Here is a 14259-nt window from a genome sequence, read left to right as displayed (position 1 = left end):
AGTCGGCGCGGCGTTCGAAAAGTTCAGTCGCGCCCGATCGTCCTGAAACCCTTGAGCCGATCGAGGTTTTTCATTCGCAACATCGTCTGAAACAGCGGCTCCTTCGGCCCGCCAAGGCGCGTGGGCGTGTAGCCGCAAAAGCGGCGGATTTCGCGGATCATGTGGGGCTGGTCGTAGAAAGCGGCAGCGATCTCGGATTCGCCTTCATCGGTGAGTTCGGGCTGGGCAAGCAGGCTTGCGGCCCGGACCGCGCGATACTTGCGCGACAATGCCTTTGGCGAAAGACCGAAGTAGCGCGTGACGAGCCGCTCGGCCTGCCTCCGAGAATAGGCGAGGCCTTCGTAAAGCTCTTCCACATCGGGGTTCAGCGAGGAGCCAAGCCACTGGAACGTCCGTGCGATAAGCCCTTCGTGCGCGGCAGGGAGCTGTTCGAGACGCGGCGCAATCCAATCGGCCAGCAATTCGCACCCCTCGCGGCCCGTAATTGTACCCGCGCGGTAAAGATCGTTGGTGACTTTGGCGAAATCGTCGACGTCCGCCCCCAGGTGGGTTGCGGCCGGGATAAAGCGGTTGAAGTTCTCGTTCGCCGGTGCACCGGTGAGCGCCGCCCAGCCGAGCGGAGAAAGCGAAGCCCCGATCGCGTGCCAGGGGCCGTTCATGGCAAATGGAGCGGCAGTTTCGAAGCCTGCAAGAAGGTGCGCCTCTCCCTTGATGATATCAGTGCGATTCTTGATGTAGAGTTCGCCATTTCCATGGGGAAACAGCACGAGCTGCCCGAGCGCGCCTGGATGCCTGTCCGAAATCTCGGTTTCGTCCCACGCGAAATGAAAGAGCGCGAGCACGTGCTGCGCAAGTTCGGGAGGCGGATCGTAATATTCGAGGTGAAAAAGGGACGGCATGCAGACTTAATGCGACCCGCCAGCGCACCGCCCCCTGTGCCGGATTGGCGGGAACTGGAGCGCCCACCGCAATCGGCCTGCAAAGGACAGTATGGTAGCAGGGTCAGGCATCATTGTATTCCAGCGACATCGCCGCTTCTTAACTGACAAGCCACGCAAATAAATAGCAAAATTTGCAATTCTCCACGGCCGGTCGCCCGGCGTTCAACGAAGAATTCTTGCCGCCGTTCCATGCGCGTCGGGGTCGAGCGTATCCTGGACGAAAGACTCGTCTTTCAGCGCACGAGGGGTGCGCCCGGTGTAGCGGCGGATGTCCCGGATCAGGTGTGCCTGATCGAAATAGGCGCTGAGGATTTCGTCGCGCATCGCCTGCGGCAGTTCGGGATTGGCGAGCAGCATGGCGGCGCGAATGGCGCGGTAGCGCTTGACAAGACGCGAAGGCGATACGCCGAAATAACGGCGGCAAAGGCGCTGGGCGGTGCGTTCGGAAACTGCGACCCGCCGGTACAATTCTTCCAGATCGGGATTAAGCTCGCTCGACAACCAACCCGTCACCGCGCTTACGAACCCGGCATGCCGTTTTTTGAGGTTGGGCCGACAATCGTGAAGCGCATTGCCAATCGCAGCTGCGATTCTTTGGGCGTCGTTGTCGCCAATGTTGCTGGCAAGCTCCTCGAGTTCGGCAATTGTCTTTTCGCCAAAGACTTTCGATGCCGGGACGGTGCAATTGTTGACCTCGTCTGCCGGCATTCCGGAAAGGCACTGCCACCCGATCGGCGTGAGCGACGCACCGACGAGCCGTGCAGGCCCTTCGATGGTGAAGGGCACAGCCTGCATCAGCGGCGCCATGCATGAGACGGTCTCGGAGAGGTAGGTTGTGCCATCCTCTGTTATGAGTTTTCCGCTACCTTCGGAATAAACGATCACCTGCGCGGAATAGGCAGGCATAGTCTCCTCGATCGTCCCCGGCTCGGTCCGGATCGAAAAGAAGGTGTTGACGAGATCGGTCAGATCGCCGGGCACCGCGATCAGCTCGAACTCGAACGGTATCGAGGTAGATATATGAAGGGGGTTGCTCGCCAAACCCGTCAGCCTCCCTTTTCGCTTTCGACCCATTTTGCGACATTCTCTTCGAGCACGTCTAGCGGCACGGGCCCACTCAGCAAAACTGCATCGTGGAAACCGCGATAGTCGAAATCGTCTCCGAGCTCTTTCTTGGCCATTGCACGCAGCTCCATTATCTTCAGCTTGCCAATCATGTAGGCGGTCGCCTGGCCGGGAGTGGTGATGTAGCGCTCAATCGCCTTGACGATGTCGCCTTCGGGATTTGGCGTGTTGTCTTTCAGATACCGGATCGCGCGTTCGCGACTCCAGCGCTTGGAATGGATGCCGGTGTCGACCACGAGGCGGCACGCGCGCCAAAGCTCCATGCCCAACCTGCCAAAGTCGGAATAGGGATCCGTGTAGAAACCCATGTCCTTGCCAAGCTCCTCGGAATAGAGGCCCCAACCCTCCGTGTAGGCGGTGAACCCGCCGAAGCGGCGGAAGGGCGGCAGGTCGCCGAGCTCGGTCTGTAGCGCCCGCTGCAGGTGATGGCCGGGAAAGCCTTCGTGATAGGCGAGCGCTTCAAGCTCATTCTTCGACATGTCGCGCAGGTTGTAGAGGTTCACATAATAGGTGCCCGGGCGCGATCCATCGGGTGCGGGGCTCTGGTAGAAGGCCTTCCCCGCACTCTTCTCGCGAAAGGCCTCGACCGGCTTGATCATCACCGGCGCCTCGGGAAGCGTGCCGAAATACTCGGGCAGTTTCGCCTCCATCGCGTCAAGCTTTGCCTGCGCATCGGCGAGATAGGCCTCGCGCGTGGTGTAGAAAAAGCGGTCGTCGGTCCGGGTGAATTCGAAGAAGTCCTGCAGGCTCCCTTCAAAACCGACGTCTTTCATTATCTTGCGCATCTCGCCATGGATACGCTCGACCTCGCGCAGACCGATATCATGGATCTCTTCGGCGGTGAGATCTGTGGTGGTGTAGCTCTTGAGACGTGCGGCGTAATACTTGTCGCCATCGGGCAAGCGCCATACGCCGTCATCGGTCGGCGCAATCGCCTGCTGGCGCTTCATCTCGGCGAGCAGGCGTTTGTAGGCGGGGAGCGCCGAGGTGTTCCAGGCTTCTTGCGCCATTTCCATCATCGCGATGGCCATGCTGGCTTCAGCCTGTGTCCCCTCCGGCAAGTCGGGGATGAACGGCGCGAGCTTCTCGTTGAAGTCCTGAAGCACTGCGTTGTCGTCGCCAGCCGCGATCAACGCTTCGAGATCGGCGATGACATAGGGGTAGACCCAATCGGGCGGCATGATGCCGGCATTGGCGCGCTCACGGCTCTCGGCGATCAAAGTATCGAGCTTTGGCCCTATGCCAGCGATCCGCGAAATGTATGCGCCGAGATCATCGGCGGTGTCGACCCGGTGGATGTTGATGAGAAAGGCCGGGATGCTCGTATGCGCACCGCGGCGATGATCGAACAGGAAGCCGTATTCGCGGTAGGGCCACAGCATCTTGCTGCGTGCCGCCATCATTTCGAACAGGCGGTAGGAAAGCGCGTCTTCTTCATTGAGTTCGGCAAGGTCGAAGTCAGCACGCATGGTCGCCACGCTCTCCTGAACGAGGTTGTATTCCGCTTTTGCCGCTTCGTCCGAAGCATCATCCCACTTACCGTAATCCTCGTCCCGGATCCCTCGATAGGCCTTGCTTTCCGGCGAAATTTCGAGCCGCGCGAGATCGTAGGCCGTGAAGAACGCATCGAGGCTGGCCGGGGTCTGCGCAACATCCTCTGCGACTGGCCGCGACACGTTCGCAACAGGCTGCTGGAAAGCGGCCGAGCATCCGGCAAGCGCAAGGGCTGCCGTGGACGCCAGTGCGAACGAAATGCGACTCATCGAAATACCCCCAACTTCAGTTCTCGTGCCTTCAACGGGCCAATGCGGCATTTGTGCCTGAACGCCTATCCGAGCTCGCGCAGGTTCTTGGGATCGATCAACTCCGCGAGGTACGGTGCCCTTTCATCGGTCAGGCGCGCGGGTGTGCGGCCGACGAAACGGGTAATCTCGCGGATCATGTGCGATTGATCGAAAAATGCTTCACCCAGTTCGTATTCGAATTCTGGGGTCAGCTGCGGGAAAGAAAGCAGCGCCGCGGCTCTCAAAGCGCGGTACTTCCGCGCGAGCGCCCGAGGCGGAAGACCGAAGTAACGCTCGGTCAGGCGCTGAACCTGACGCGGCGAATAGGCAGCCGCATCCATCAGGTCATCCAGAACTGGATTGAGCGATGCGCCAAGCCACATATTGACTATCCGGATCAGGTCGCGGTGGCGCGGGTTGATCGGCCTTGCATGGCTGGAGATAAACTCGCCGATCGCCAGCGCGCACTCTTTCCCGCTCATCGAGCCATCGCGATAGGCGGTGTTGAGCCGCTCGCCCAAAGTATCGGCGTCGGCGCCCAGCACTTCGCGAGCGGGACGCAACCGGTCGCGAGCCTTCCCGGCATGAAGGCCCGTGAGCGCCGCCCAGCCGAGGGGAGATAGCGCCGCACCGATCACGTGAAACGGCCCTTCGACCACGATCGGCACTGCGGTCGAAAGCGGCGTCATGATTGCGGTCCCGGGATTGGGATCGCTGTAGCCGCCGCGGAAATGCATGTGCCCCCTGCCGCGCGGGAAGATCGCGAGATGCCCAACCGATGCCGGCTGGATGTCACGGATGAGAGGTTCGTCGCACCGGAAGTGATAAAGCGTTGTGACATAGTCGCTGATCGCGGCAGGCGGCGCGATGTAGTCGACAGATATCAGCGATTCGGACGTGAGCTCGAAATCGGAGAGCGCCGATTCGGCGTCGCCAGTTTGCAGCTCCGATTTTGGGAATGAATCCATATGAACGCCCCGATACCGAGGGCGTCTAGCGATTCTCGTCTGAATTTGACACAAAAAAAGGGCGGTTCCGTTTGAGGGAACCGCCCATTTGAGTTGAGGAACTCTTCGCATTGCTGCTCCGAGCCCTTCGGGTCGCACAGGTGTATTAGGACAAACCCTCAGCCAATAATTGTATGCAAACGACAAGCTTGCGCTTTGGGACCGTTCACTTCGTTTTCGCCGCCTCTCGACACGCGGAGAAAACCTGCGATAGGCGCCTCTCATGCTGTTTCGCCTGATCAAGCCCGCCGTCTTCGCACTCGAATCGGAGACCGGTCATCGGCTCGCGATTGCCGCGCTCAAACGCCTGCCGCTTCGCCAGTCGGCGAGCGCATCAGGACCGCTGGCCATCGAAGTCGCGGGCCTGCGCTTCCCCAATCCGGTCGGCGTGGCGGCGGGTTTCGACAAGGACGCCGAAGTGCCAGACGCGCTGCTTGGCCTCGGTTTCGGCTTCACCGAAGTCGGATCGATCACCCCGCGTCCGCAGGCGGGCAATCCGCGCCCGCGCCTGTTCCGGCTGGTCGAGGACCGCGCCGTGATAAATCGCATGGGGTTCAACAATTCCGGGGGCGAGGCGGCGCTCGAACGGCTCAAGGCAAGGGCAGGTCGACCGGGCATTGTCGGGATCAATATCGGCGCGAACAAGGATTCGGACGACCGCATCGCCGACTATGCAACCATGGCGCGGATGATGGCTCCCTATGCGAGCTATCTCGCGGTCAATGTTTCCAGTCCCAACACGCCAGGCCTGCGCGCATTGCAGGACGAGGGCGCGCTCACCGCGCTGATCGACGGCGTGCTCGAAGCGCGCGATGCCGTGATGTCCGAAGGCGCGCCGCCAGTGTTCCTCAAGGTCGCTCCCGATCTGGAGCCCGCCGATATCGACGCCATCGCCCGAATCGCGCTCGATAAGAAGCTCGGTGCACTGATCGTGTCAAACACCACGATCTCGCGACCGCCGCTCAAATCGCGCCATGCGGACGAGGCGGGCGGCCTTTCGGGTGCGCCGCTGCGCGATCTTGCGCTCCAGCGGGTGCGTGATTTCCGCTCCGCCACGGGCGGCGCAATTCCGCTTCTCGGCGTCGGCGGAATCGCGACAGCCGAGGACGCATGGGCGCGGCTACGAGCGGGCGCCAGCCTGGTGCAGCTCTATTCCGCGATGGTCTATGAAGGGCCGGGCCTCGGCGCACGGATCGCGAGCGGGCTGAGGCGGCTGATGAAGCGCGATGGCTTTGCGAGCATTGCAGAGGCGGTGGGAACCGAATAGCAAGCCGCCCATGCACAGACAGACACTCATCGGCCTCGCCCTCACTGCAACGCTAGCCGGGTGCGCGCCATACGAGGCTCCGCTCGCCTCGGCTCCCGATACCACCGAAACGACACAGGCAGGAGCGGTGAGCGCCGCCGATCCGCGCGCGACGGCGGCGGGCGAAGCGATCCTCGCCAAAGGCGGCTCCGCGACGGATGCGGCAATCGCAGTCATGCTCGCACTAACCGTGGTCGAACCCCAAAGCTCCGGCATCGGCGGCGGCGGTTTCCTCGTCCACGCGGGCGAAGACGGCGTCACTACATTCGACGGACGCGAAACCGCACCAGCCGCTGCTACGCCCCAACGCTTCCTCGACGAGAATGGTGAGCGGTTGCCGCGTGAGATGCGTGTGCTTTCCGGCCTCAGCGTCGGCGTGCCGGGAAACATCGCCCTCGCGGCGAAAGCGCATGCAAAATACGGCAAGCTCGAATGGGCAGAGCTGTTCGAACCCGCGATCGCGCTGGCCCGCGACGGGTTCCTGATGAACCGCCGCCTCCATGCCTCGCTCGCGGACAACCGGGGCCGGGCTGACAAGACCGAGGCCGCGAGCGCCATATTCTTCGGAGCCGATGGGGAGCCACTCCCGGTCGGAAGTACCGTGCGCGTCCCCGCACTTGCCGACACTCTCGAAGCCATCGCGCTCAAAGGACCGCAGGCAATGTACGAGGACAGCGCGGCAGACCTCGCTGCCTATGTCGCGGGCGAGACTCCGCAGGACGGCAAGATGGCCGCGAGCGATGTCGTCGGATACCGCGCGAAGCTGCGCGATCCGGTCTGCGCGCGCTACCGCGTCTACAAGGTTTGCGGCATGGGACCGCCATCGTCGGGCGGCGTCGCGGTCGCGCAGATGCTCGGCCAGCTGGAGCGCTTCGACCTCGCCGAACTCGGACCCGAAAGCCTCACCTTCTGGCACCTGTTCCTCGAATCGCAGCGCCTCGCCTACGCCGACCGCGAGCTCTACATCGGCGACTCAGATTTTGTCGAAGTGCCGGTCGCAGGCCTCGTGGATCCCGCCTACCTCGCAAAGCGCAGCGCGCTGATCGATCCGGCGAAGGCGCTTGAGACAGTGGAAGCGGGCACGCCGCCCGGCGCGCCGATGGCGCGCGCCGATGGCGATGAGCCCCCCGAAAACGGCACGACCCATTTTTCCGTTGTCGATGCAGAAGGCAATGCGGTGAGCTACACCTCGACGGTCGAGGGCGCGTTCGGATCGGGCCTCCATTTCGGTGGCTACTACCTCAACAACGAACTCACCGATTTCAGCGCGACCCCCGTGATCGACGGCAAGCCCGTCGCAAACCGGGTCGAGGGCGGGAAGCGTCCTCGCTCCTCCATGGCTCCGACCATCGTGTTCGACGCGGACGGAGAGATCGTCCTGGTGATCGGTGCCGCAGGCGGGCCGACGATTCCGGTGCAGGTTGCGCGCTCGATTATCGGGGTGCTCGATTTCGGGATGACGGCGGAAGAAGCTCTCGGCCTGCCGCTCCTGATGGCCTTCGGATCGACGGTCGTTACCGAAGAGGGCGGCGTGGTTGATCGCATGAAAGACCAGCTCGAAGCGCTCGGCCACCACACCGTCCGCACCTTTCCTCCGCGCGGGAAAGCGAACGCGCTGCGGCGGACCGATGATGGGTGGGAAGCTGCGGGAGACCCCCGCGTTGCGGACCTCCTCGTCTATGAATAGGCAACCGCTTGCCGCACTGGAAATCTGCGCCTAATTTGATCTCCAGAAAACACACCAAAGGTCGCTCGGGGAACACGCATGAGCGGCCAAGGGAGCCCGCAACGGGCGCAGGAGAGAATTCAGTGCACGCCCCCGAAACTTCCGCCGGCGCTCGCCCGGTGATCGACCCTACCGACCATCAGGCGCTGCAGGACATCGACAGCGCCAACAACCTCGTCGAGCTGTTCCTCAAGCGCGCAGACCAGAAGGGCGACGCGCCCTTTCTCGGCCGCAAGCTCGATGGCCAGTGGGTTACGCAAAGCTGGCGCGAAACCGCCGACCAGATTTGCCTGCTCGCCGAGAGCCTGCGCAATCTCGGCCTGTCGGATGGCGACCGGGTGTGTCTCGTCTCCGAAAACCGTCCCGAATGGCTGGTTGCGGATATCGCGATCATGGCCGCAGGCTGCATCTCGGTGCCGACCTACATCACGAACACCGAGCGGGATCACGCACATATCCTCGACAATTCGGGCGCACGCGCGGTCATCGTCTCAACCGAAAAGCTTCTGCACCCCGTCGTCGGCGCGATCGGACGCACCGGGATCATCGAGCATGTGATCGGTATCGAGGACCTGCATCGCCAGCAATCGGGCAGCTTCGATTACGACAATTGGGACGACCTCATCAAAGGCGATGCCAAGGCCGCGCGCGAAGCGGTCGAGGCGCGGATCGCGAACATCAAACGCGAGGACACCGCCTGCCTCATCTACACCTCGGGCACCGGGGGCGCGCCGCGCGGGGTGATGCAGCACCACGGATCGATCCTGTGCAATGTTGCGGGCGCAGCGGAGATCCTCATCAACGATTTCGGCATCACCGACGAGCGGTTTCTATCTTTTCTGCCGCTCTCCCACGCCTACGAACACACCGGCGGGCAGTATCTGCCAATCTCGGTTGGCGCGGAGATTTTCTATTCGGAAGGGCTCGAAAAGCTCGCCTCGAACATCGAGGAAACGCGCCCGACGATCATGGTCGTTGTCCCGCGTCTGTTCGAAGTGTTGCGCACGCGCATCATGAAGCAGGTCGAAAAGCAGGGCAAAGTCGCCAACTTCATGATGGATAGCGCGCTGCGCATCAGCGAAAATTCGAGAGACGGGAAGAAGCGCCTGCGCGACCGCCCGCTCGACATGCTGGTCGAAAAGACATTGCGCCCCAAGATCCGCCAGAAATTCGGCGGAAGGATCAAGGCAATGGTTTCAGGCGGCGCGCCGCTTAACCCGGAAGTCGGCAATTTCTTCGAAGCAATGGGCCTCACCATGCTGCAGGGTTATGGCCAGACCGAGGCCGGTCCGGTGATCAGCTGCAACCGACCGAAGGTGGGACTCAAGATGGATACGGTCGGGCCGCCAATGCGCGGGGTCGAAGTCAGGATCGCCGATGACGGTGAAATCCTGGTGCGCGGCGAGCTCGTGATGCACGGCTACTGGCACAACGATGCCGAAACCGCGCGCACGATAGTCGATGGCTGGCTTCATACCGGCGATATCGGCCACCTCGACGATGCCGGAAGGATCGTCATCACAGACCGCAAAAAGGACATGATCGTCAACGACAAGGGCGACAATGTCGCGCCGCAGAAGATCGAGGGCATGCTGACGCTGCAACCCGAGATTGCGCAGGCGATGGTGAGCGGCGACAAGCGGCCATACGTGGTCGGCCTGATCGTGCCCGATGCCGAATGGGCGCTGGAGTGGGCGCGCGCCAATGACGAGAAGTTCGACATGAAGGCGCTTCAGGACCTGCCGGCATTCAAGCAAGCTGTAAGGAAGGCGGTCGACCGCACAAACGCCGATCTCTCCGTGATCGAAAAGGTGCGCAAGTTCGAGTTTGCCGATGAAGGCTTCACGATCGAGAACGAGGAGATGACCCCCTCGATGAAGATCCGCCGCCACAAGATCCGCGAGCGCTACAAGGACCGCATCGACGGAATGTACAAAGGCTAGGCCGCTTCGACATCCTCGATGAATTCAGGGTAGAAATTCGGCTTTGCATCGGACCAGGCCGGTGCTGTCGCTGCTGCTTCGCTCAGGCTTTGGAGCAGGGCCTTGCGGTGCAGCGGGCGGACGAGCGGCAGCGCGGCTGCGGCGCAGAAGATTCCGGGAAGGTAGGGGCGCGCCTCCGGGCCGAGCAGCCGTTCGTAAAGGAAACGGAAGGCGGAAAAGCTCGCGATGCGTTCCTGTTCAAGGTCGAACACCGCCATGCGAACCGCCTTTCCGATAAAGCGTTCGACTTCGCCGATCGTACCGTCCTGCGGGACGAGATCGCGCAGCGCCTTCAAATCCTGATAAGCGACATACTGGCGACGGATAGCGGTGTTCTCACCCTCGCTGCGTCCCCACAGCTTGAAAGCGTCGCAGCGGGCAAGCCCGATATCGAGGCTGCGTTTGATGTAGCGCTGCTCGCACGGTGCAAAGCTCGCAAATTCACGCATTTCCCCGATGGCCAGATTGGCGGTGCTGGCGATGGTCACTGGCTTAACTCCCCTGTTGCAAGGAGGAGTGTCGCGCAGGCTGGTTAATTAACGGTAACCATGTCGGGAGTTTGGTCAGATCAAGCCTGCTAGCGGACTGGAAGGATCGGCATACTTCCGCCGCCCCATGCGCCCGGCGAGATATGCCTCGCGTCCGGCCTCTACCGCGAGCTTCATCGCGCGCGCCATGCGGATCGGATCCTTTGCCTCCGCGATGGCTGTGTTCATCAGGATCCCATCGCAGCCCAGTTCCATGCCGACAGCTGCGTCGGACGCCGTGCCGACGCCTGCATCCACCAGCACCGGCACGTTGGCACCTTCGACGATCAGGCGGATCGTCACCTGGTTCTGGATGCCAAGACCCGATCCGATCGGCGCACCCAGCGGCATGATGGCGACGGCACCGGCATCCTCCAGCTGCTTCGCCGCGATGGGATCGTCGACGCAATAAACCATCGGGAGGAAACCTTCCTTGGCGAGCGTTTCGGTTGCTTTGAGAGTTTCGCGCATGTCAGGATAGAGCGTACGTGCCTCACCCAGGACTTCGAGCTTCACCAGATCCCAGCCCCCCGCCTCGCGCGCCAACCTCAGGGTGCGCACCGCGTCCTCGCCGGTAAAGCACCCGGCCGTGTTGGGGAGGTAGGTGATTTTCTTGGGGTCGATATAGTCGGTGAGCATCGGCGCCTTGGGGTCGCTGACATTCACCCGGCGTACGGCGACCGTAACGATCTCGGCACCGCTCGCCTCAACCGCCGCGGCGTTCTGTTCGAAATCCTTGTACTTGCCGGTGCCCACGATGAGGCGCGACGTGAACGTGCGCCCTGCAAGGGTCCACGTATCATTGTGAGCTCCCCCGCCCACGAAGTGGACGATCTCCAGCGTATCGCCGTCGCTGAGGGCGGCTTCTTCCAGCGTCGAGCGCGGGACGATCTCGCCATTGCGTTCGACCGCGACCTTTTCGGGTACGAGTTCAAGCCCGCGAACGAGCTCAGCGATGGTCGCTGCTGCAGTCTGGCGGGACTCGCCGTTGAGGGTAATGTTCTTCAAGTCGCTCATGCGAGGTGAAATAGCCCCCGCTGCGCCAAGCGCAACCGCGAGATTACCGCGCGCGCTTCGCGAAGGGGCGCATGTTGAGCAGGTGCCCGGCGGTCACCAGCGCCACCCCGATCAGCGTCAGCACCGCTTCACCGGTCCCATGAGGCATTGCGAGCGCACCGCCCATGAAGGAAAGGCCCGTCATTGCGGTAACGAACGGCGCGGCCCTGCGGTGCTTGAGCGCACCCCAGCCGATGGCGACCGCCGCAATGATCAAAGCGAGAAGCAATCCGATGCGATGAATTTCGGGCTCGAGAAGGAAGTGACCACCCAGGCCCAGTGCGGACACGATAACGATCGTTGCAACGCAATGGAGCGCGCAAAGTCCCGCAAGAGCAATGCCTGCCCGGTCGAACCGGCGGCGAATCGAAGTGTGGGTGTCGGACATGTCTCGCACTTGCACATATGTAACAATATCACATTCCGCAAGGAGAAAGCGGCGAGATTGCGCCGCGCGCATCGCAATTTGCGCCAAACAGGCTTGCGTGCGGGCCCGCGCGCGCACATTTACGCACGCATTATGGCAAGCGCTGCCCCAAGCCTCGATCCCTCACACCCGCAAGTAAACGCCTTCGCGCGCCCGCTCGCAATTGCGCGCTGGCTCGAGATCACGGCGTGTTTCGTCGTCCTCATCGTGCTCGTCGGTGGGATCACCCGTCTTACCGAAAGCGGCCTGTCGATCACGGAATGGGATGTCGCGACCGGAATTCTCCCTCCGCTGACCGACGAGGTCTGGCAGGAAGAGTTCGCCAAGTACCGCGCGACACCCGAGTACCGGCTTGAGGCAAGCATTGGCGGGATGAGCCTTGCCGATTTCAAGTTCATCTATTTCTGGGAATGGTTCCACCGACTGCTCGCTCGCCTCGTGGGGCTGGTCTACGCGCTGCCACTTGTGTGGTTCTGGGCGAAGGGCGCAATCCCGACCGGCTACAAGCCGCGCTTGGTTGCGCTGCTTGCGCTGGGCGGGCTGCAGGGCCTGTTCGGCTGGCTCATGGTGCAGTCCGGCCTCGTCGGCGACATGACCGATGTGAGCCATTTTCGCCTTTCGCTCCACCTGTTGACAGCCCTGCTTCTGCTCGCCGGCCTGGTCTGGACCGCGCGCGACATGCGGCGGATATGGCGCGAACCAGGCGTTCCTCCCGCGCCAATGACGGGGGCGTCGATGATCGTTGCGGTAGTGCTATTCATCCAGCTCTTGCTCGGCGCATGGGTCGCCGGGCTGAATGCGGGCCATACTGCCTATGACTGGCCCTTGATGAACGGGCGGTTCGTGCCAGAGGTGGACTTGTCGTACGGATTCTTCTGGACGTTGACGCACGATCCTTTCCTGCTCCACTTTCTCCATCGCTGGTGGGCCTGGCTCGCGGTGGCCGCGCTTGTCTGGCTGGCGAGGCGAGTGCGCAAGACCGACAGGCTGGCCTCCATCCTCGTGCACAGTGCGTTCGGGACGATGATCCTGCTGGGCATCGCCACGGTGCTGAGCGGAGTGGAGCTGTGGATCGCCGCCGCGCACCAGCTCGTGGGGGCGCTGCTGGTTGCTTCGACTGCGTGGGCAATGCATTCCGACGGCGCTGCGCAGCAATCGAAACGCTTGACCGAAGGAACTCTAGGGTGAGCAAAGCAAAGGCCGCGCTCGCATGGTGCCCCTTTCCCGACCGGGAGACGGCACGGGAAATCGCCAGCGTCCTGTTCGATGAGAAGCTGATCGCGTGTGCAAACATCATCGGTCGGATGGAATCGCTGTTCGAATGGGATGGCGAACGCGGGGCGGGCGATGAAATCGGCGTCCTCTTCAAAACCCTTTCCGATCAATCGGATCGCCTAATTACACGCTTGGGGGCACTCCACCCTTATGATACACCTGCGATTGTCTGCTGGACCTGCGATGACGCGCATCCGGCAACGCTTTCCTGGCTGCGGGGGCAGCTGGACAATAACGGATCATAGGGTCGCGCCTGCCGGCGCAGGAACGGGGAGCTTTCAGTCATTATGGTCGGCGTAACTCGTCGAGGCATGCTTGCAGGCATGGGAATTCCTGCGCTTGCCCTGTTCAGCGGCTCGCCCTTATGGGCACGGAGCGGCATCCAGATCCCCGAAGGACCAATGCGCCTGACCCGCAGGCTGGAGCGCGGTTTGAAAGACGGGGTCAGCATCGTTGTGAACCGCACCTGGCGCATCGATTTTGCGCGGGAGGAGCGCGGGGCGTCGATTACCGGCCGCCAGCTTTCAGCCACGGTTGACGCACCCAAAAAGCTCGCAGCCCTCGCCCGGATCGAGGAAACGCGTCCCACCGACGACATGTGGCCGATCCACCTGTCGGGCGATGGTCGCATCGTCGCCGCAGGGAAATATACGCGCGAGGAGGACTTTGCTGCTGCCGTCAGGGAAGCCGAAACGATGATCGCGCAGCGCTCTTACCCGGCGGAAGTGAAAGAGCGGCATCGCCAGTATCTTGCGCAGTTGCACAACGCTGCGGGTTCGTTGCTGGACGATCTGCCTCCCGACCTGTTTTTCCCTCAATCCGAACAGCGCGAAACCCGCCGACCGGTCGACCTGCCCGGCGGACTGCGCGGCGAATTCGTGATGAACTTCACCGCAAGGAGGGCCGCCGGCCACCCGTGGCTGGCCGAAGCGGAGCGTAGCATAGTTACGCGGATCGCTGACGACGAGAGGCATTCCTCGGACCGCTGGACATTAGCGCAGACGTAGCAGCGCAGTCGTAGCGCGGTATTATTTTACCTCCGCCGAAACCCCCGGTTTTGCTTGACTTCGGGCCCCTTCGCAGACAAATGCGCTCCACTTCCG

13 protein-coding genes are annotated in these 14259 nt (G+C 62.3%); 6 read left to right on the top strand and 7 right to left on the bottom strand.

Annotated features, from left to right (window positions below):
• Positions 1-23: 23 nt before the first annotated feature.
• The 4 genes from FIU90_RS02515 to FIU90_RS02500 form a co-directional block, all read right to left on the bottom strand.
• On the bottom strand, positions 24-899 hold the full coding sequence (locus FIU90_RS02515) for a helix-turn-helix domain-containing protein (RefSeq protein WP_152433344.1): 876 nt from the start codon (positions 897-899) through the stop codon (positions 24-26).
• 204 nt (positions 900-1103) lie between these two features.
• Positions 1104-1982 (bottom strand): helix-turn-helix transcriptional regulator, encoded by an 879-nt coding sequence (locus tag FIU90_RS02510; protein WP_172970162.1) that lies wholly within the window; start codon positions 1980-1982, stop codon positions 1104-1106.
• A 5-nt stretch (positions 1983-1987) separates the two neighbouring features.
• Positions 1988-3829 carry a DUF885 family protein gene (locus FIU90_RS02505; protein WP_152433342.1) on the bottom strand — a complete coding sequence of 614 codons (1842 nt, stop codon included), beginning with the start codon at positions 3827-3829 and terminating at the stop codon, positions 1988-1990.
• Between the two features lie 65 nt (positions 3830-3894).
• Positions 3895-4818 carry a helix-turn-helix domain-containing protein gene (locus tag FIU90_RS02500; RefSeq protein ID WP_172970161.1) on the bottom strand — a complete coding sequence of 308 codons (924 nt, stop codon included), beginning with the start codon at positions 4816-4818 and terminating at the stop codon, positions 3895-3897.
• 262 nt (positions 4819-5080) lie between these two features.
• On the opposite strand from FIU90_RS02500, the gene FIU90_RS02495 reads away from it, so the two are divergent.
• The 3 genes from FIU90_RS02495 (at position 5081) to FIU90_RS02485 (ending at position 9832) form a co-directional block, all read left to right on the top strand.
• Entirely contained in the window at positions 5081-6124 is a 1044-nt protein-coding gene (locus FIU90_RS02495; RefSeq protein WP_152433340.1) for a quinone-dependent dihydroorotate dehydrogenase, read from the top strand.
• Positions 6125-6134: 10 nt separating this feature from the next.
• On the top strand, positions 6135-7850 hold the full coding sequence (ggt, locus tag FIU90_RS02490; RefSeq protein ID WP_152433339.1) for a gamma-glutamyltransferase: 1716 nt from the start codon (positions 6135-6137) through the stop codon (positions 7848-7850).
• A 158-nt stretch (positions 7851-8008) separates the two neighbouring features.
• Complete coding sequence (locus tag FIU90_RS02485; RefSeq protein ID WP_234029716.1) at positions 8009-9832, top strand: long-chain fatty acid--CoA ligase; 1824 nt, start codon at positions 8009-8011, stop codon at positions 9830-9832.
• On the opposite strand, the gene FIU90_RS02480 is transcribed toward FIU90_RS02485, so the two are convergent.
• The 3 genes from FIU90_RS02480 to FIU90_RS02470 all read right to left on the bottom strand — a co-directional run bounded on the left by FIU90_RS02480 (position 9829) and on the right by FIU90_RS02470 (position 11842).
• The gene (locus FIU90_RS02480) at positions 9829-10320 is read right to left on the bottom strand and encodes a hypothetical protein (protein WP_152435659.1); all 492 of its coding nucleotides are present in this window, start codon (positions 10318-10320) and stop codon (positions 9829-9831) included. The genes FIU90_RS02485 and FIU90_RS02480 overlap by 4 nt on opposite strands.
• A gap of 114 nt (positions 10321-10434) precedes the next feature.
• The gene (gene thiS, locus FIU90_RS02475) at positions 10435-11415 is read right to left on the bottom strand and encodes a sulfur carrier protein ThiS (RefSeq protein ID WP_152433338.1); all 981 of its coding nucleotides are present in this window, start codon (positions 11413-11415) and stop codon (positions 10435-10437) included.
• Positions 11416-11458: 43 nt separating this feature from the next.
• Positions 11459-11842, bottom strand: a complete 384-nt coding sequence (locus tag FIU90_RS02470) for a MerC domain-containing protein (RefSeq protein ID WP_152433337.1) — start codon at positions 11840-11842, stop codon at positions 11459-11461.
• Between the two features lie 132 nt (positions 11843-11974).
• Between FIU90_RS02470 and FIU90_RS02465 the strand changes: the two genes are divergently transcribed.
• The 3 genes from FIU90_RS02465 to FIU90_RS02455 all read left to right on the top strand — a co-directional run bounded on the left by FIU90_RS02465 (position 11975) and on the right by FIU90_RS02455 (position 14163).
• Positions 11975-13069 (top strand): COX15/CtaA family protein, encoded by a 1095-nt coding sequence (locus tag FIU90_RS02465; RefSeq protein ID WP_152433336.1) that lies wholly within the window; start codon positions 11975-11977, stop codon positions 13067-13069.
• Entirely contained in the window at positions 13066-13401 is a 336-nt protein-coding gene (cutA, locus tag FIU90_RS02460; RefSeq protein WP_152433335.1) for a divalent-cation tolerance protein CutA, read from the top strand. Before FIU90_RS02465 ends, cutA begins: the two co-directional genes overlap by 4 nt.
• Positions 13402-13479: 78 nt before the next feature.
• Complete coding sequence (locus FIU90_RS02455) at positions 13480-14163, top strand: hypothetical protein (RefSeq protein WP_172970160.1); 684 nt, start codon at positions 13480-13482, stop codon at positions 14161-14163.
• Positions 14164-14259 lie beyond the last annotated feature (96 nt).

It is taken from the genome of Erythrobacter sp. THAF29, assembly GCF_009363635.1.
Taxonomy (GTDB): Bacteria; Pseudomonadota; Alphaproteobacteria; order Sphingomonadales; family Sphingomonadaceae; genus Erythrobacter.
The sequence above is the reverse complement of the archived record's forward strand: the minus strand, read 5'-3'. Positions and strand labels throughout refer to the sequence as shown.